19 protein-coding genes are annotated in these 18,771 nt (G+C 29.7%); 8 read left to right on the plus strand and 11 right to left on the minus strand.

The genetic code is table 11. The annotated features are described in order from the left end of the window. Nucleotides 1-44: 44 nt before the first annotated feature. The 8 genes from DFQ07_RS09025 to DFQ07_RS09060 form a co-directional block, all read right to left on the minus strand. A complete protein-coding gene (locus DFQ07_RS09025) occupies nucleotides 45-953 on the minus strand; it encodes a hypothetical protein (protein ID WP_133536037.1) in 909 nt (302 codons plus the stop codon). Between the two features lie 187 nt (nucleotides 954-1,140). Further along, entirely contained in the window at nucleotides 1,141-1,800 is a 660-nt protein-coding gene (locus DFQ07_RS09030) for a hypothetical protein (protein WP_133536039.1), read from the minus strand. Between the two features lie 43 nt (nucleotides 1,801-1,843). Further along, complete coding sequence (locus tag DFQ07_RS09035) at nucleotides 1,844-2,917, minus strand: NAD(P)-dependent oxidoreductase (protein WP_166627758.1); 1,074 nt, start codon at nucleotides 2,915-2,917, stop codon at nucleotides 1,844-1,846. 454 nt (nucleotides 2,918-3,371) lie between these two features. Then, nucleotides 3,372-3,752, minus strand: a complete 381-nt coding sequence (locus DFQ07_RS09040) for a VOC family protein (RefSeq protein ID WP_133536763.1) — start codon at nucleotides 3,750-3,752, stop codon at nucleotides 3,372-3,374. A gap of 137 nt (nucleotides 3,753-3,889) precedes the next feature. Beyond that, nucleotides 3,890-4,717, minus strand: a complete 828-nt coding sequence (locus tag DFQ07_RS09045; protein ID WP_133536041.1) for an AraC family transcriptional regulator — start codon at nucleotides 4,715-4,717, stop codon at nucleotides 3,890-3,892. A gap of 154 nt (nucleotides 4,718-4,871) precedes the next feature. After that, nucleotides 4,872-5,246: a VOC family protein gene (locus DFQ07_RS09050; protein ID WP_133536042.1), complete on the minus strand. Its 375-nt coding sequence runs from the start codon at nucleotides 5,244-5,246 to the stop codon at nucleotides 4,872-4,874. A 189-nt stretch (nucleotides 5,247-5,435) separates the two neighbouring features. Next, nucleotides 5,436-6,068: a dioxygenase family protein gene (locus DFQ07_RS09055; protein ID WP_133536044.1), complete on the minus strand. Its 633-nt coding sequence runs from the start codon at nucleotides 6,066-6,068 to the stop codon at nucleotides 5,436-5,438. A 246-nt stretch (nucleotides 6,069-6,314) separates the two neighbouring features. Continuing rightward, the gene (locus DFQ07_RS09060) at nucleotides 6,315-6,569 is read right to left on the minus strand and encodes an aminotransferase class I/II-fold pyridoxal phosphate-dependent enzyme (RefSeq protein ID WP_133536765.1); all 255 of its coding nucleotides are present in this window, start codon (nucleotides 6,567-6,569) and stop codon (nucleotides 6,315-6,317) included. A gap of 258 nt (nucleotides 6,570-6,827) precedes the next feature. On the opposite strand from DFQ07_RS09060, the gene DFQ07_RS09065 reads away from it, so the two are divergent. After that, the gene (locus DFQ07_RS09065; RefSeq protein ID WP_133536045.1) at nucleotides 6,828-7,583 is read left to right on the plus strand and encodes a ThiF family adenylyltransferase; all 756 of its coding nucleotides are present in this window, start codon (nucleotides 6,828-6,830) and stop codon (nucleotides 7,581-7,583) included. On the opposite strand, the gene DFQ07_RS09070 is transcribed toward DFQ07_RS09065, so the two are convergent. Then, nucleotides 7,580-8,338: a response regulator transcription factor gene (locus DFQ07_RS09070; protein ID WP_133536047.1), complete on the minus strand. Its 759-nt coding sequence runs from the start codon at nucleotides 8,336-8,338 to the stop codon at nucleotides 7,580-7,582. The genes DFQ07_RS09065 and DFQ07_RS09070 overlap by 4 nt on opposite strands. A 156-nt stretch (nucleotides 8,339-8,494) precedes the next feature. Here DFQ07_RS09070 and DFQ07_RS09075 point away from each other — a divergent pair, with 156 nt between their 5' ends. From DFQ07_RS09075 to DFQ07_RS09105, 7 genes are all read left to right on the plus strand, one after another. After that, nucleotides 8,495-9,145, plus strand: coding sequence for a hypothetical protein (locus DFQ07_RS09075; protein WP_133536049.1), 651 nt, complete (start codon nucleotides 8,495-8,497; stop codon nucleotides 9,143-9,145). 51 nt (nucleotides 9,146-9,196) lie between these two features. Further along, nucleotides 9,197-11,689, plus strand: coding sequence for an outer membrane beta-barrel protein (locus DFQ07_RS09080; protein ID WP_133536051.1), 2,493 nt, complete (start codon nucleotides 9,197-9,199; stop codon nucleotides 11,687-11,689). A 90-nt stretch (nucleotides 11,690-11,779) separates the two neighbouring features. Further along, complete coding sequence (locus tag DFQ07_RS09085; RefSeq protein WP_133536053.1) at nucleotides 11,780-11,965, plus strand: hypothetical protein; 186 nt, start codon at nucleotides 11,780-11,782, stop codon at nucleotides 11,963-11,965. Between the two features lie 61 nt (nucleotides 11,966-12,026). After that, nucleotides 12,027-13,220: a radical SAM protein gene (locus DFQ07_RS09090; RefSeq protein WP_133536055.1), complete on the plus strand. Its 1,194-nt coding sequence runs from the start codon at nucleotides 12,027-12,029 to the stop codon at nucleotides 13,218-13,220. 2 nt (nucleotides 13,221-13,222) lie between these two features. Continuing rightward, nucleotides 13,223-14,314 (plus strand): hypothetical protein, encoded by a 1,092-nt coding sequence (locus DFQ07_RS09095; protein WP_133536057.1) that lies wholly within the window; start codon nucleotides 13,223-13,225, stop codon nucleotides 14,312-14,314. A 15-nt stretch (nucleotides 14,315-14,329) separates the two neighbouring features. Beyond that, a complete protein-coding gene (locus DFQ07_RS09100) occupies nucleotides 14,330-16,543 on the plus strand; it encodes a peptidase domain-containing ABC transporter (RefSeq protein WP_133536058.1) in 2,214 nt (737 codons plus the stop codon). Beyond that, complete coding sequence (locus DFQ07_RS09105; protein WP_133536060.1) at nucleotides 16,533-16,961, plus strand: hypothetical protein; 429 nt, start codon at nucleotides 16,533-16,535, stop codon at nucleotides 16,959-16,961. The genes DFQ07_RS09100 and DFQ07_RS09105 overlap by 11 nt, the downstream gene beginning before the upstream one ends. Nucleotides 16,962-17,351: 390 nt before the next feature. Here the strand turns inward: DFQ07_RS09105 and DFQ07_RS09110 are convergent, their stop codons facing one another. Beyond that, nucleotides 17,352-17,867, minus strand: coding sequence for a hypothetical protein (locus DFQ07_RS09110; protein ID WP_133536062.1), 516 nt, complete (start codon nucleotides 17,865-17,867; stop codon nucleotides 17,352-17,354). A 74-nt stretch (nucleotides 17,868-17,941) separates the two neighbouring features. Continuing rightward, nucleotides 17,942-18,676 carry a class I SAM-dependent methyltransferase gene (locus tag DFQ07_RS09115; RefSeq protein ID WP_133536064.1) on the minus strand — a complete coding sequence of 245 codons (735 nt, stop codon included), beginning with the start codon at nucleotides 18,674-18,676 and terminating at the stop codon, nucleotides 17,942-17,944. Nucleotides 18,677-18,771: the final 95 nt, after the last annotated feature.

Genomic DNA, 18,771 nt, shown 5'->3' on the forward strand with positions numbered 1-18,771 from the left:
ACTAGCCATTAATTATACACTGTGTTGTGAGCAGTACTTTTATCTTATATATAGAATTTATCAGCCTGTTTTTCGTCTATCTTCATTCTTTTAATTTTCAATAAACCTGTGTTCAAAGCAGGTGAGAAATCTTCCCAAATTCTATTTAAATATCTAATATGCCTTTCATTCTGCTCGTTTGGAATTTCTACAATAACTAAAATCAGAATTGCATTTGTTTTCCTTAATTGACGATAATGATGAATTTTACTTAACATTTTATAAAGTCTATCCGTAAACATTGGTGAAATAAAGTTACCAGGTCTAATTTCCAAGAATATTTCTTTATCAACTTCTTTTATATAACCATCATAAATTGGACTAGAATCACTAATTGGGTCAATTCCGTCAAACTCTTTTAGTTTAACTTCTTTAAACATTTTTGAAATGTCAACATCATTTTCCTCAACATACCTATCTAAAGCATATTCTTCAATTTTTCTGTAATCAAGTCTTTTTCGTGCAGTAACATTGGTCTGAATTTCATCGATTTCTTTTTCATTTTCTTCTTTTTCTTCTTCACTTGCTTTGTGGACACCAAAATGCTTTGAAAAATCAGAAGGAAGACCGTAAATATTAGTGTTACTTTGTCTTTGACTTACATTATTAGTTAGACTTATTAGTTGGTTTAGAAGCTCTTTTTTTTCGGTTTCGACCTTTGTTATTTTTTCTTCTTTCTTTTTTATTTCACGGGATAGTGAGATTACTTTTCCAATTGAAAAATTGTCAAAAGATTCTGAAAGAGCTAAAATCAGCAGAAAGGCGATTAGAATAATCAGTCCAGCAGAAATGTCTGAAATGGGTTCATTATAGAAGAACTTAAAAATTACCATTGTAAATATTAGTCCAGCTAAAAGGATTAAAGCGATTCGGACGAACCAATTAATTTCTTTCTTATTTTCTTCTTTTCCCATAGTTTGTTATTGAAAATTGGTGTTTGTTTGTATATCGTACCGTATTGCTCACAACGTTTGGTGTATGAAAAGTAGGCGATTTCGTAGCACTTCATTTTCAATGATTAGATGTAGGCTGTAATAATCTAAACTCCTTGATTTTACTATTGAATCGCCTATTTTTTATACACATTGTTGTAAGCCGTTTTTATCTACAGTCCATATGAATATGATTTTTGTGACCAGAAATTTGACGGCAAACATTCTTTCCAGTGGCTTTATTAACAGCATCAACTACCGCTTGGTCGCTGAAAAATACTTTTGTCGCACCAGATTCAACACAATATAGACACAGATAAGCGCAAGCCATTTGGTCATAGTTGCTTCCATTTGACATCATCCTTCCTTGTAATTTGACATCAAATGCTCGTCCTTTGTTATGTTGGCTAGTTGGTGTGGAGGGTCTGGTTCTATTAAATCGCATAGAACTCATTCCAGAAACTGTTACGGTTCCACTTTTCCCAAAATGAGAATAAACACATGCCTGAACTCCTTTCAACAAAGTGCTTTCTTCTGCATATACATTGGTTAATCCATAATCAACTTTATAAATCCCTTTGATTTCAGAAGGTAAATCACTTGGTGAAGTGAGCTTACAGGCGTTTGACTGTCCGCTTACTCTGTAACAAGTATAAGGATAGTTGATATCTCCAAGTAACTTAATTGGAGAAGAACATAGACTAATTACATTCTCGTTTTCCTTTACAAAAGCGTGAAACTCTTTAATTTCTGGGACAAGTAAATCAGCAATATCATCAGGATACATTGATTCAAAATGCTCTTCGTGGTTTAAATTTTCGTCATTCATTTTTATTTATTTTGGAGTTATTAATTAGAATTCATAGCAATTGTTATTTTGGTAATCCAAGTTTTAAACTTTCTGGATAATCCCAAACTTTATCTTCAGGTGCATCAGAAAATGTAGGTGAGTGGGCTCTTAGCCATGCTTTTGACACTTCATTTTGAATATACTCTTCTGACTTATGCAGACCTTTTTTAACTTTTCCATTTACAACTTCTCTTAGGCAAACAAAGAGCTCACAATAAATCATATCGAGAATTGTCCCCAAAATGCTCTTATCTCTAAAATTAATAGGAGTCCCATTGTTAAGTATGTAGAATGATTTGTTATCAGCATTTCGAGTATATCTAGTAATTACCTCATTAATTTTCTCAACTCTACATTTTGTAGCAAACCCATCTAAATCAAATTCTATATTTTTTGAGCTACCGCTTGCTAGAATTGCTCCTTCCTTTATGTAAGGCATATCTACTAATCGGATAGATGTTTGACCTGTACAGCCAACAATTAAGTCAGATTGTGTGAGTAATTGATTTAAAGGAAATGGGTAAAATCCTTCCACTTTAGCACTCATGTTTTTTGAAGGGTTTATATCATATATTGAAACAACGGACTCTCGCCCTTTAAGAGCAACAGCACTAGAACGTCCAATTTTCCCAAATCCAATGACGCCAGCTCTCATTCCTTGAAGTATTGCTGAATAATCTTCCCTAATAACCCTTTCTACGCTGTATATTATTGCATCTCCAATGATTGTGTCTTCAACAAACTTTAAGGGGCTTTGAGCCATAGAAAGAATTGGACAGTTATGAGGTGCGGTTTGCTCATATCTCCAGTGTCCATTATTAGTGTCTTCAACAATCCCAATAAATTGTTCAAACTCCGAAAGTTTATTGGTTGATTTTGCTAAATACCCTCCTACTTCCTGAATTACCAATGGCTCTTTGTTGTTATTTAAATAATCTAGTGCCATTTCTTCAGATTTCGTAAATGTATCAGATACAGAATCAGGTACAATTATGTTGAACCCTTCTTTTTTTAACTGTTCGACAGCATTTAAATCTGCTGAATAAGGAACTGCAACGATTCCTTTTACGGGGTAGATGTTATTTAGAGTTCTCACATATTCAACGGCAGTGTGAAGTATATGAGTAATCAATATCGAATTAACTTTTTTAGGGTTAGAATCAGTCTTGGATAATTCTGTTAAAGCTGGTAAGTTGGAATCTTCTCCAATGAAGGATTCTCTTATTTGTTTGCTTTCACTTGCGATGAAATTGTTTAGTCTCATATTTGTTTCGATTTTCTAATGGCTTACAACTTGTTTATATAAATACTTTTAGTGCTCTTATACGACTAATTTGGGCGTATAAGATTACTTTACTGTTCTTTTATTCTTGTTGCTATCTTCCCTGTTAGGGGAATAAAAAAAGGAAATGGTAGCAATTTTATTTCTTCTTATTCAAGAATGCCTAATATAGACAAAATAAAAAACCGTACAAAATGTACGGTTAAAATAGTGTTTTTCAGCTTTGATAAGTAAGTTTATGTGGTTGTATATTGTTGTGCATGGTGTTTTATTCTTCGGGTTTGGTGTAAGTAACAATATCAATTCCAATTCCGTTTGGGTCTTTGATTGCAAAATGTCGGTCTCCCCAAGGTTCGTCTCGGATTTCAATTTCTATCTGAACCCCTTTGTCTTTTAGTTGTTTGTATACTTCATCTACGTTCTCAACTTCAATCGTTAAATAAACTCCTTTTCCATTAAATGCCGATTGAAAAACAGGCTTTTGGCTTGGGTGGTTCGGCTGTAAAAAGCTAATTTCAGCAGATTGATTTGGTGTGTGAAGCAATAAATAAAATTCGTTTTCAAAGCTTACTCCAAAGTTCAGAACTTCTGTGTAAAATTTCTTGGTTTCCTGTAGTTCTTCGGTAATTATTCCTGCGTTAAGTTTCATTTTGCTTGTTGTTTGTGCATTCGTCCAACTTACTGTTAAAAGAAATGTGATTAGTAATAATTTTTTCATTATCAATGTTTTTATAGCTGTAAATTTAGGACGAAGAGAAACCGTAACATTGTAAAAATCGGACAAACTTAACGGAAGGCTTCCGAAGGAGTTACTTCGTAAAACGTTTTGAAGTTTTTAATGAAATGAGCTTGGTCGAAAAATCCAACATCAAAGTACAGTTTGTTTTCTTTCAGACTTTGTATTGAAGGATTTGCATTTAAAATATGCTGAAAGCGTACAACATTACTAAACGATTTTGCTGTTGTACCAATATAGAAATTAAAAATTCGACGAAGTTGTCTTGGACTTAACCCTGTATTAAGGTCTTTTTCAGTATCTAAATATCCGTTTTTTTGAAAAATCAGGTTTAAGGAATTTAAAAAGCGGTAGTCGTAATGAATGTCTTGATTTTTTGAAAATTCGATTATTTTTTGATTCAGGATTTTTGTAATTGTTTTAAATGAATCTGAAGGTTTTATTTCTGAATTAATCCACTCAGAAAAATTGGGTAAAATTTTATTCAGTTCTTGAGATTGATTGCTTAAAGTTTTGGCATTGACATTGAACAAGAGTGGAAAAGCAGAAGGTAAAAAACGAATGCCGATATAATCAAATTCTTTTCCAATAGGGAATTGAACATACTTTCGGCAAAATCCCATTACAAAGTTTGCAGCTGGTTGTTTATGGTTAAAAAATATGTCAATGCAACCGTCAGAAACAACTCGATAATTGTAGTCTTTGTTTAAGGGTGTCTGTGTTTTAAGTTGCCAAAAGCAATAAACATAGTTTTCAATTTTTTTATTTGGTTGAATTTCTTGATAGCTTATTTCGTTATCATTAGCCGCAACTGTTGGTTGAATCGGCCTGTAATATTTTCTTATGGTTTTCAGTTCATTCACTGTGTTTTTTTGCATTATGCACAATGGTTTTACATATGGCTTGTGGTGGTTTTTGAAACACTTCACTTTCCTTCCTAGACGAACTTTACTAAGAGCCGAAACTCTTGATTTTAGTACTTAATTCGTCATAAGCCATACATATTGTTGACGGTTTGTTTTATTGTTCAAGTTAATTGGTTTCTCTTTTTTGCAGGTTAAATACTGTTCCTGCCGGATCCTGAATCCAATGCATATTTTCAGGAAGCTCTTCAAGTTCATCACAAGTTTCTACACCGTTTGATTCCAGATAGTTTGTTGCTACTTCTACGTCTGGAACCGTAAGTTGTAACCAAGTTTCTGAATGTGTATAGTTATCCACACAGTCTAGCCATATTATATTGTTTCCGAATTTCACTTCGTGTGTTTTTGAAACGGTAGGATTGTCAATGGGCTTTTCTTCGACTTCCAACTTCAGAATGTCTCTGTAAAAAGCAACGGTTTTATCATATTTACTTTTAGGAATTTTTATCGCAATGTTAATTCCTGCTTCAAATTTTGTATTCATACTTATCTAAATCTGTTTTTTGTTTTTCGCATAATTGTTAGTTGCAATGACAGTCAACGGTTTCGGCTATGAGTAGTTGTGTAGTTTAGCGGTTAACTATGCAAGTACACACCAAACTGAAAACCCTCACGGATTTTCAGAAGTAGGAGAGTAGAAACAATTATTTATAGTCATTGTTGTGCACAGTTTTTATTCATATTCTGGAATATTCAATCCTAAAATTAAATCTCTGTGAGCTGTCCAAATTCCACCTTTCATTTTGAGTTTTATAATTCCAGAACCTCCTCGTTTTTTTTGAGACTGCTTTTTGTCTTCTGTAAGAAGTGGGTCACTTTCAAAAAAATAACTATCAATGTAATAAGGTGTTGCATTAGGTTCTTTTACATAAATGTGAATATGTTCAGGTTCTTGCATCTTAGGATAAGGCGCAGGTTTGAAAGTATAAAAAGTGAATTTTCCATCGTTACTTGTTTTTAACCACCCACGATATTGTCCGTGAGTTTTTTCCCAACTTATAGGTTTTTCACTTGGTTGATAAATTCCATTTCTGTCTGTTTGATATATGTATAGTATGATGTTTTCAGCGGGTGTTTTCCCATCTTTTTGAAATACTGTTCCTGTTATTTTAATTTTTGGATTGTTCTCATTGAAACCAGGAAGAGTATCAGTTGATTTTGGTGTTATATTAAGCGCCTTATAATCCAATAAGGCTTCACAGTCTTGACAAGGTCCACCAATTTTTCTTTCAATTTTAGAACTGGATTGTCCTTTACAGGAAATTATAAAGAAAGTCAGAAGAAGTATTCCTAAATATTTTTTCATTGTATTTCGGTATTTTACATTGCATAGAACTAGTTTACATACAGAATAAACTTACCATTATACTTCTTTTTTGTTAGGATGAGCAGAAGTTTTTAGCAATTTTATTCTTCTTATTCAATGGTAGCCAAGATAAAACAAAATAAAAAACCGCACAAAAATGTACGGTTAAAATATTGTTTTTCAGGTTTAATAGGTACGTTTAGAATCCACGATAATTGTGGTTATACATTGTTGTTAATAGTTATTTTACTTTAAAGCATTAATAAACTTCTCCATTTCTTGCATAGTTCCAATTGTAATTCTAGACCATTTTCCATCTTCTTCATAAATCTTAGTTCCAACAATGTTGTTTATCTCTAATTGTTTGAAGAAATCTTTTTTATAATTTGAAAGAGAAAAATAAATAAAGTTCGAATACGAAGGAATACATTTAATATCTAGTAACTCTAAATTTTCAATGGTATATTTTTTTTGCTTTCTAATTTTTGTATTTGCTTTAATACTTTTAACACTTTAAAACTAATAAATTAGAGGTTGTGTTACGATCCTTATAATTTGATATATCTTTAATTGTTTTTATTATGTTAATTTATATATTTTAGTGGTTTAATTTTTTTTACTACTCATTTTAAATAGCTATAATTCTAGATCTATTGCATTAAATTATTGAATAGTTTTTTTGGAAAAATATAGAACTACCTTTTTGTGTAAAGTTTAATAATGGGATGCTTATTAATTTTGTTATAAATTATTACTACAATGGATACAAGATACAGTAGAAATAGAATATATGTAAAACCAGAAGAACAAGAATTTATTAAAAATTACCCTGTTTTATTAGGTGGCTCTGGAATTGGTAGTGTTATTGCAGAATGTGCTTTGCGTTTTGGCTTTGAAAATATAACTATTATAGATGGTGATTATGTTGAGAAAACAAATTTGAATAGACAAAATTACATAGAAGATGATATTAATATAGGTAAGGTTGAAGCAATTAAAAAAAGATTATTATCTATAAATAAAGAAGCTAAAATTAATGTATATAATAGTTTTTTAACTATAGAAAACATAGAAGAATACATTCTTAATCATAAGGTAGCTATTAATGCATTAGATTTTACCTCTGATGTTCCATTGATTTTTGATGAGATTTGCCAACAAAATAATATACCTGTATTACACCCATATAATTTAGGTTGGGGAGGTTTAGTAACTGTAATATCTCCTAAGGGGCTATCGTTAAAAGCTATTGCAAAAAACGGACAGCAAATTAATGAACTTCGAGTAGTTGAATACATTTCTAGCTACATGAAGTTTTGGGGAGTACCACAGTTGTGGATAGATGAAGTGTTACATGAATACTTAAATGAAAAAGAGAAAATATCTCCTCCACAATTAGCTATTGGCTCTTGGATGGTTGCTAGTATGTGTACACATCTTCTTTTTAAAATTGCAACAGGTAAAGAGTATAAAAGATTTCCAGAATTTTATTTTTCCTCTATTAATACCGATTAGATTAATTTATTGTTGGTAGCATATACAATGGCTTCTGAGATATTGGTAACTCCCAATTTTTCAAATAATTTTCTTCTATGAAATTTAACTGTATCTGGAGATACATACATGGGTTTAGCCATTTCGTTAATAGTATATCCTCTCACAGAAAGTCTTAAAATTTCCTTTTCTCTGTTAGAGAGCTGAATTTTCTCTTCTGTTTTCCAAAAATTGCCTTTTAAATCATATTTGAAAATTTTATTTTCTCCTTTTTTGTATATCCTAATGTTTCCAGAATTTTGTTCATTAGAAAGAGAAATAATACAAATAGCTTTCCATATTTTTCCTTCATCAGTTAAAAAAATAGGAGTTAGTTTCTGATTAATTAATAACGCTTTACCTTCTTGATTTTTTAAATGAAAATCATAAGAAATGGAGTGATATATCCTTTCTTCTAGTGGTATTTCTTTATAAAAATCAAACCCAATTGTATTTATTTTAAGTAATAATTCTACATCTTCAGGAATAACATAGTTAAAGTAGAAAAGATATCCCATTTCTTTTACTTCTTCAGCAGTGTGCCCACAGAGGAAAAGAGGGTTTTCAGAAACATATTCAAATCCTTTTTTTTGATAGTCTATCACATAAATACTTTTGTAGGTAGTTCTAGCGAAGGCTTTAATTGTTTCTAAATAATTAGCTGTTTGCTTACGTTCGTTTTCAGATACGTTGGTCACGGTATTTCGTGATGTAAAAAAATCATGAATATTACTCATAGTTTCGAAGGGACTTATGCCCAAAAGAAGTGAAAAAATACATACAAAACAATTTTTCTTCTCCTTTTTTTAATTAACAGAGCATAAATATTCTACTAATTAGTGTAGTGCTTTGAAAGTGCTAACTAGATAGTTTTGAGATCAAAATATTATACTATGATACTTATAAAAAATTATTTAGAAAGATTGACTACAAACGAAGTATATAATTTATCAAAGTTTATAGTTGAAGAAAATTTTAATCATCACACAAAAAAAGATGATTTTGAAAGCTTAAAAAAAGATATTTTATCTGTCTATGAGGAAGAAATTGAATATATACAAAATTCCAAAATATTTGTTAGTAGAGATGATTTAGGAAAAATTACTGGGGCTATTAGGGTTTTAAGATGGAACTATATAAACAAACTACCAATACAAAGTTTGTTTGGAATAAATCCGTTACTAACTATTGAGGATAAGTCTTTTAATGATATCTGGCATATTGGTAGGTTTGCTATTAAAAAAGGAATAAAAGATGTCAATCTGTTTAAAAAATTAATGGTTTGTGCGATTTCTCCTGTATGCAGTCATATTGAAAATATTGCTTTTGCAGAATGTGATAGTAAATTATTAAGAGTTATGTCTTTATTAGGGATAAAAGCTAAAGTAGTGGGTAAGTCAATTAATTACTTGGGTTCTGAAACTGTTCCTGTAAGCTTTTCTTATACAGGTCTTATAGGGTTTTATGAAGAGAATAAACATTTGGTGTCTAACCAAGAACTTCTTGAAGAAACAGTTTTTAGCAAAAACTACACTTTTGTGTAGTAGAAGTATAACCATAAGAAAATAGATTTACGATTCGAAAATTAAAACTATATGAACCTATCAAGAACTATTCTTGTTCTTTTACTTTTTTCTTATTCCTCCTATTCACAAATAGAGTTAAAAGATGTTGAAAGGAATTCTTCAAATGCTACAATAGAGTTAAAAGGCGTTGCAAGGAATTCTTCAAATACTACAATAGAGTTAAAAGGTGTTGTAAGAAATTCTTCAAATGTCGCAATAGAATTTGCTAATGTTGTCTTAACTAATCAAAAAAATGAAATTGTTAAAGGAACAATTACTAATGAAAGTGGAAGATTTAGTTTATCGGTAAAAGGAGGAGGTTATAAATTATCAATTAGTTTTTTAGGATATAAAGATTGGTTAAAAGAAATTTCAATAGATAATGGTTATGATTTTGGTGTTATAATTCTTGAAGAGAGTAAGGATAACTTGGATGAAGTTGTTGTAACAGCTAAGAAACCTGTAATTAAAAGAAAAATAGATAGGATAGAATTTAATGTAAATAATACAATTCTTTCAGAAGGAAATGCCTGGGAGGTGTTGAATAAAACGCCAGGAGTAATAGCCTCGTCATTAGGGGCTTTGCAGGTTTTTGGTAAATCTGGTGTTTTAGTAATGATTGATGAGCGTCCAGTACAACTTTCATTAGATGAACTGAAAAATATGTTGGAAGGGATGTCTGCTAGTGAGATTAATTTAATAGAAGTTATTACAAATCCACCTGCTAAATATGATGCTGAAGGAAATGCTATAATAAATATTTCTTTAAAAAGGAAAAAAACGGCAGGGTACAACGGAGAAGTTTTTTCAAGATATACACAAGGAATATTCCCAAAATTAAGCAATGGAGCAAATATTGTTTATAGGAATAATAAAGTCAATATTTCTGCAAATTACAGTTTAGGAAAAGGGAAAAGTAATGTGAAAGAAAATAGTGATATTAATTTTTTAAATTCAACAACTAATACGACTTCTTTTTGGAAAGAGAACTCTGATAGAAATACAGAATATACCACTCATAACTTTAGAACATTATTAGATTATCAGTTATCTGAAAAAAGTGTATTGGGAATTAAAATAGATGGTAATCTTGTTCCTCGTAGAGAAACAATTAATAAAACAAGAACAGATGTTTTTGATGATCAGAAAGATTTAGAGTCTTTTTTTATTAATAATAATAACTCAGATAGTGATACCGAAAACATTTCTTATAACGTAAACTTTAATCAAAAGTTTAAAAGGAAAGGACGTTCATTAGCTTTTAATTTCGATTATATAGATTATGAAACAAAAGGAGAACAAGGAGTTAATACAGATTTTTATAAACCAGATAATAGCTTTGATAGAAATGAATATTTCATTTCTGATAACGAGCAAAATATTGATATATATACGTCAAAGTTAGATTATATAGAGCCTATTGATTCTACTTCTAATTTAGAAACTGGTTTTAAGTTTAATTCGATAAAAACAGATAATAATTTAATTTATTTTAATAGAGATGCTCAAGGTAATTTAGTATTCGATAGTACTAGAAGTAACCAGTTTATATATGATGAGAATACTTATGCTGCTTATTTGTCTTATGATAAAGATTTTGATCGTTTTTCTGTTAAAGTAGGTTTAAGAGGGGAGTATACTAAAACAAAAGGTAATTCTGTAACATTAAATCAGATTACAAATAATAATTATTTTGAGTTATTTCCTTCTGCATTTTTTCAATATAAACTAAAAAATAAAAATTCGTTAGGAATATCTTATAGTAGAAGGATTAAAAGACCAAAGTTTAAATTATTAAATCCTTTTCAGTTTTTTACTAGCCCTTACAGTTCTATAGAAGGAAGTCCTTTTTTACAACCATCTTTTTCTGATAATATAGATATAACTTATAGCTTAAAGAATAAATATTTCTTAACAGGTTATTTTAGTTATACAAAAAATCCTTTCACTCAATTATCTATTCAAGATAATGAAACACGTGTTTTTAAATACAAAGCAGTGAATTTAAATAGTAATGTAGCTTTAGGACTAGTGTTCTCTACTTCATTTAATGTGTTTAGTTTTTGGGGTGTGTATTTCGATATGAATTTATATAATGAAATTTATGAGTTTATAGATATAGATGGTAGTCAATTAATAAGGAATCAGAGGTTTAATATAGACCCTTATTTATGGAATGAGTTTCAGGTTTCTAGAGAACATAATTTATCACTTGAACTTACAGCTAGATATTTTTCACCAAAAGTTCAAGGAGGATTTGATATTAAAGAGATGGGAGAAGTGTCAATAGGAGTGAAGAAAAAGCTTTTTAAAAATAAAGCAACTTTGTCAATGTATATAGTTGATGTTTTTGATACAAATAAGTACACTTTAGAATCTAAATATGCTATGCAAAACCACATTTTTAGAGAAAATCCAGAAAATCAATATGTAAGATTTTCTTTGTCTTACAGGTTTGGAAACTCTAAGAATAAAAAGAAAGCAAAGAAAGAACGTAAATCTGAAGAGAAAAAAAGATTATAAAAATTTATTTATCGATAAATGATATCCAAATAGCCTATTATGATGTAAAACTAACTAGGGGAAAATTAATTAACAAAACAATTTAAAATTATGAAAATCAAATTTTCACAAAAAGATCGCGAAGCATTAGCAAAATCAATGACTTCATTCGAAAATGAAAAATTAGTAGATGCTTTAGACGTAGTAGGAGCAGGTCAAACAGATGATACAGCATGGTCTAGATCATCATGGTCAAGAAGTTCAGCTGAACTTGAGCCTGTAATACTTACTAAATAAGATTTATCTAAAAAAATATTGGGGTGGTTTAAATCGCCCCAATATAATTAAACAGGAAAACATGGAATTAATAGAAGCAACTTTAAAATGTAGGTATGCTATTTTAAAAATAGCTAGTAGATGTAATTTGAATTGCACCTATTGTTATGTATATAACAAAGGAGATAAATCTTACCTGTTACAACCTAAAAAAATGTCAACAGAAATTATTGATGCTTTTATTAATAAAGCCAAAGAGCATTGTGTATTGCATAAAAGTAAAGCGTTTACTTTTATCTTTCATGGTGGAGAACCTTTGCTGGCAGGAAAAGAGTTTTTTGAATACTTTGTTGAAAAAGTAGGTGTTAATTTCAGAGATATAGACACAGAAGCAAGATTCACTATTCAAACAAATGGAGTGCTATTAAGTGAAGAATGGTGTGAATTGTTTAATAAATTAAGAATAAGGATAGGTATTAGTATTGATGGACCAAAAGCTTATAATGATATAAATAGGATAGATCATTCTAATAAAGGTTCATTTGACAACATAATAAAGGGAATTAATGTAGTTAAAAATTATGGAGGAATTCCACTTGGAATTTTATCTGTAGTAAATGTAGAAATTCCTCCTGAAGAGATGTATGACTTTTTAAAGGAGTTAGACGTTACATGGATGAACTTTCTTTTACCTGATGGGAATTATGATAACCCACCAGAAGGTTTAGGCTTAGATTACAGTGAAACTATATATGCAGATTGGCTTATTAGTCTATTTGACATGTGGTTTGAAGATAATAGTAATCGTCTAGATATAGGAATGTTTAGAAGTCTTATTTACTTGGTTCTAGGTGTTGAGGTAGCAGCAGATGAGTTTGGTACTAGAACTACTGATGCATTAGTAATTGAAACTAATGGAGATATTGAATCTTTAGATGTTTTAAAAATATGTGGTGACGGCTTTACTAAGGGAGACGCAAATGTGAAAAATACATCTTTTGACGAAGCTTTGAATACACCTTTAGCAAGGTCATATCATTTGAGTCATAAGATACTATCTAAAAAATGTCAAGATTGTGTAGTAAAAGATATTTGTGGAGGAGGTAATTTACCGCATCGATTCTCTAGTGAAAATAAATTTGATAACCCTAGTGTGTATTGTGCTAATTTATACAAATTGATTATACATATTCAAAATAAAATAATATCTAAACTACCTGAAAGTCTTGTTAAAGAATCAGGGATAAAAGAACTAGAGTATAATAAAATAGAATAATTATGTTATTAAAAGAACAAAATATTGATATAAGATTGGCTGAAAAAGCTCTAATGTTTTATACAGATGAAGCTCAGGAGCTTAATGGTTTAATAAAAAATAATTTTTATAAATTGGTAGAGGTCGAATTTATAAAATTAATAGATAGATATCCAGATGTAAAGAGATATTTTAATAATTTGTCAAATCTAGAGCAAAAAAGTTTAATAAAGGCACCAGAAGTTTTGAGTATGTTATTTGTGTCTGATGAAACTTTATCCAATATTAATATAAATTATTTCTTATTAAGACTAATTGAAGCGGAGAGTGCAAAAAAGACAGGAGCATTTGATGTTGAAAAATTTGGAGAAAGTCTTTGGTCGGCCGACGGTTCCTTTATGATTTCGTATGATAGTGATACGGGAAGCTTCTCTACTTTTGAGCACCCTACTTTATCAAATACGGCAATACCACAAGATTTCTTTAGTCATTTTAACTTAATAAACTCTAAAGATAAGGATCATTACAGTTCAGAAGGTTTAGAACCTATATTGTATTCTTTTGAAGAAGCTGATCTCGTAGCAGATAAAATGAATAGGGTTTTTGATAAGCTAGATGAATGTTTTAAAAACTTTATTTATACGTATACAAACGTATTGATGTTGAAAAAAACTCGTAATGAAAAACTATTCACTTCTGGTACAGATTCAAGACATATTAATAGGGTAATAATAACAAATGCACATACAGTTGAAGATGAGGTGATAGCTGATGCGATGGTGCATGAGGCTATTCATGGTACATTAACAATTATAGATATATTTAATGAATGGCAACCTAGCAGAAAAGTATCTAAAGCATTTGGGAGAAAAATTTATTCTCCATGGACTAATAATTTATTAACAATAAGAAATTTAGTTCAAGCCATATATGTTTGGTATGGGTTGTATAATTTTTGGAAGACAAAACCAATAAATCTTAGTAAGAAATATGCTGAAGATAGGCTTGTTTTTATAGAAAATGGATTTAAAAAATTAGATATTAATCCATACGAGGATATTATTAATTCATTGACTTTTAGAGAATTAACTTTAATTAAAAATAAATTCATATAATTAGAAAAATAATTAATGTTTGTAAATAAGTTTCCTTTTTTTCATCAAATATCAAGTAGAGATTGTGGGCCTACCTGCCTAAGAATAATAAGTAAACACTATGAAAAAGAGCTGAGTTTTAATGACTTAGATAAGGAAAGCCTTTCTTACAATGGAATGTCTATAAATGTTTTAAGTGATTTAGCATCTAAGCTTAATTACAAACCTTTAATAATAAGAACAGACTTTGAATCAATTGAAAATAAAGCTCCTTTACCTTTTGTAGCGCATTGGAATCAGAATCATTATATAGTTGTATATAAAATCACTAAAAAATATGTGTATGTAGCTGACCCTTCTTTTGGAAAAACTAAATACACCAAGACAGAGTTTTTAAGAGGTTGGTTATCTGACAAAAATGTAGAAGATAAGAAAAAAGGAATAGCTCTTTTATTAGAGCCTAACGAGGATTTTTTTAAGGAAACCAAAACTAAACAAGTTTCAGAAAAAAGATTTAATGCTTTTCATTTTTTAAAGAAATATTTTTTATTCTATAAATATCATGTTGGACAATTATTATTAGGTTTTTTTCTAGGAAGTCTATTACAGTTTGCTTTTCCTTTTATAACAAAATCTATCATTGATTTTGGAATAAAAAATAATAATGTAAGTTTTTTAATATTTGTTTTAGGATTCCAGATTCTTTTGTTTGTATTAAATGTTGGAATTGAGTTTTTAAGAGCTCATATATTAATACACGTTAGTAGTAGGATTAACATCTTCATTATATCGGATTTTTTTGTAAAAATAATGAAGTTGCCTATTAGTTTTTTTACATATAAAATAACTGGAGATTTAAATCAAAGAATTAGAGATCATGAAAGAGTAGAGCGATTTATATCTACTTCATTATTAAAGAGTGTATTTTCATTTTTTAGTTTAGCAGTTTTTAGTGCTGTATTATTTGTTTTTAGTAAAATAATATTTATGATTTTCTTAGTTGGAATCATAATAGAATTAAGTTGGATATTTTATTTTCTAAAAAAAGTAAGGATATTAGATCAAAAAAGTTTTTCATTAAATTCTGAAGATCAAAATAAGGTATTTGAACTTATTACTGGAATTCAGGATATAAAGCTAAACAATATAGAAGATAAAAAAAGATGGGAATGGGAAAGAATACAGTTAAATAGATTTGATGTATCTCTAAAAAAGTTAAAATTAAAACAAGTTCAAGAAGGAGGGCAACGTTTTTTTAGCTACCTCCAGATTATCTTAGTCACTTTTTTTTCAGCATATTTAACTATTAAAGGGGAGTTAACTTTAGGGTCTATGATGGCGATCCTTTTTATTATTGGTCAAATGAATGCTCCCATAAGTCAGTTGATTAATTTTATTCTTCAAGGTCAATTAGCTAAGTTAAGTATTGATAGACTTATAGAAATTCATGAAAAAGAAGATGAAAAACAAGTTTTTGAGAATACTTTTGAAAGACCCGGAGTACAAGATATTAAAATAGACAAATTAAAATTTTCTTATTCTGGAAGAATTAAAGAGTCAGTTATAAATAATGTAAGTTTAGTAATTCCTAAAGAGAAAATTACAGCTATTGTAGGGGTTAGTGGTAGTGGGAAAACTACTTTACTAAAGCTATTGTTAAAATTTTATGACCCAACTTATGGTGAAATTTTTGTTAATAATACGAATTTAGGAAGTATTAATAGTAGCCATTGGAGAAATAAGTGCGGAGCAGTACTTCAGGATAGTTTTATCTTTTCGGATAGTATTGCAAATAATATAGCCTTAAATGAAGTAAACGATCAATCCATCGATCATAAAAAACTTATTGAAGCTTGCAAAATAGCAAACATACATGATTTTATAGAGCAATTACCGTTAAAATATGGGACAAAAATAGGTCAATATGGAATAGGGTTAAGTCAAGGACAGAAACAAAGGTTATTGATTGCAAGAGCAGTATATAAGAATCCTGATTACTTATTTTTTGATGAGGCTACAAACTCTCTGGATGCAGAAAATGAAAAAGTAATTATTAATAATTTAGAAAAAGTTTATAAAGGGAAAACAGTTGTTATAGTGGCACATAGGTTAAGTACTGTAAAAAATGCAGATCAAATAATTGTTATGAATAATGGACAAATAAGCGAAGTAGGTACCCATGAAGAACTAGTTGTAAATAGAGAGAGATATTACAATTTAATAAAAAATCAGTTAGAACTTGGAGTATAATAATTTGACAAAAAATAAAGCCCCTGAAACAGCAGCTGTTTTAGAATCAATTCCTAGTTGGATTTTACGTTGGGGTATTTTAATTATGACTATAATTGTAGCTATAGTAATTATTTCAAGTATCAGATTAATTCATTTTCAATATAATTTTAGTACTAATGCTCATGTTGAGTCAGGCTCTTTAGTCTTTAGTAAAACTCTAAATAACGATATTGATATTGAAGAAATTGAATATATCCTTATAGGAAATTCAAAACCACTTAGAATAAATGACTTATATATTTCCTCAAACAAAAAAAATATAATTATTAAAACTCCTTCAGATTATTTGGATACGTTAAATGTAGAAAATACTGTTAAAATTGAGGTATTCCAAAAAAAGAGTCTATTAGAAATAATTGTGGGTGATATAAATTAATTGCATTTTAAACTATTTACCTTAAGGATACGTATTTATTAGATACTAATATCTTAGTAAGTATGTAGCTAATGTCTACCTAGATGACATTGTTAGGAACGAACACCTAAAAGAACATTTTTTAGCAACATGATTCTTTTTAGCGATTACCTCTGTTAATTCAGAAGTTAAAGTAAAGCCCAACCTTATCTATTGCTGGTATCAACACTTTTTTGCATTGCAATTTTAGTTAAAAGTGATGGGATGGCATATGTTTTTTTGTAATTATATACAATGGTCTCGTATAACTGTCAGTTATCGGTTTGGTTTACTTTACTTTGTTTTTCGGTTAAGCATTGTCGTTAGCAATTCCGATGGATTCGGACGTAGTCGAGTCTGCTGTAATTACGGCTATACATTGTTAGTAATTGGCTTTTTTAATTCTCCATTCGAATCAAAGTCAGGTCGTTCTATTTTTATTTCTTTAATAATTTTTACTTCTGTTCCATTTCCATCTCCCCAAATTGTTCTGCTGTCATCAGCCTTGAATATTTTTCCATTTTCAATTATTAAACTCAAGTAAGGATGGTCAGCAAGTTTTTCAGGTCCATTTATTATAGTTCTACAATTAAATTTTTCAGACAACTTTAAAGCTAAAAACAATTCGCGTTCTTCAGAATTTTTTTCATCCGTTCTCAATAATGTTATTTTTGTTGGAAATTCGCTTTCATTTGGCTCTATCTGAAGTGCGAAACAAGAAAAGTCAGAGTTTAAATTGTCATTTTCTATATTTTCAAATCCATTAAAGATGTAGGTCTTTTCGAAATTTCCTTTCCAATTAATCAAATTTTTAGAAGGAAATAGCGAATGAATGAATTCTACCAATTCAATTCTTTTAGGTGATGCTTGAATTCCGATTACTTCCATTGTCTTGATTCAGCTTGTTGCTAACGTGTTTGTATATGAGCTGTGGCGTATTTCGGCACGTTTTTTTTCGCTTATTATTTCTTTATTGCTGAAATTATAATAAATATTGGTCTCCTCATTTCGTCTTTCATTTCTGGATATTTTTTTAAAATTTCCTCCGATGGTTTTGGTTCGGATATTTCTTGAATATCAAAATTTGATTGAATAACTGTATTTATTATAGTTTCCAAAGTCCGATGATATTTAGTTACTTCGTGTCCAAGAAATTGGGCTTTTCTTTTACTCTCGTCTTGATAATTATCAATTGGCCAATGTAGGCGATTCTCGTTTTCGTCTGTAAACCAATCTTGTTCGGCTCTTGATGTAAAAACAGGATGTTCCATTGAGAATACAAAACTTCCTCCTTTTTTTAAGGTTCGGTTAATTTTCCCAAAAACAGTTTTCAGGTCTTTTAGGTAATGGAAAGCAAGCGAGCTAATAACCACATCAAATTGTTCAGTATCAAAGTCAATATCCTCGATTGCCATTTGCTTGTAGTCAATTGCCAAGTCTTTGGAATTTTCTTTTGCTTTATCAATCATTTTTTTTGATAAGTCAATTCCAATTACATTTTCTGCTCCTTGCTGTTTGGCATAAATACAATGCCAACCATATCCGCAACCAAGGTCAAGAACATTTTTTCCTTTAAAATCAGGTAACATTTTTCTTAAAACATACCATTCTCCTGCCGAATTTAAACCGTCTATTGAACGTGGCATTTTTCCATAACTTTCAAAAAAGTCGTTGTCATCGTATTTATTCTGTTTCATCTTAATCTTCTATGTTTCGGTGTTTTTTTTAATGTGCCACAACGATCTCGACTATGAGTAGTTGCGTGGTTTAGCGATTAACTTTGCAAGTACAC

Origin of the sequence: Tenacibaculum caenipelagi, assembly GCF_004363005.1 — a bacterium.
GTDB lineage: Bacteria > Bacteroidota > Bacteroidia > Flavobacteriales > Flavobacteriaceae > Polaribacter > Polaribacter caenipelagi.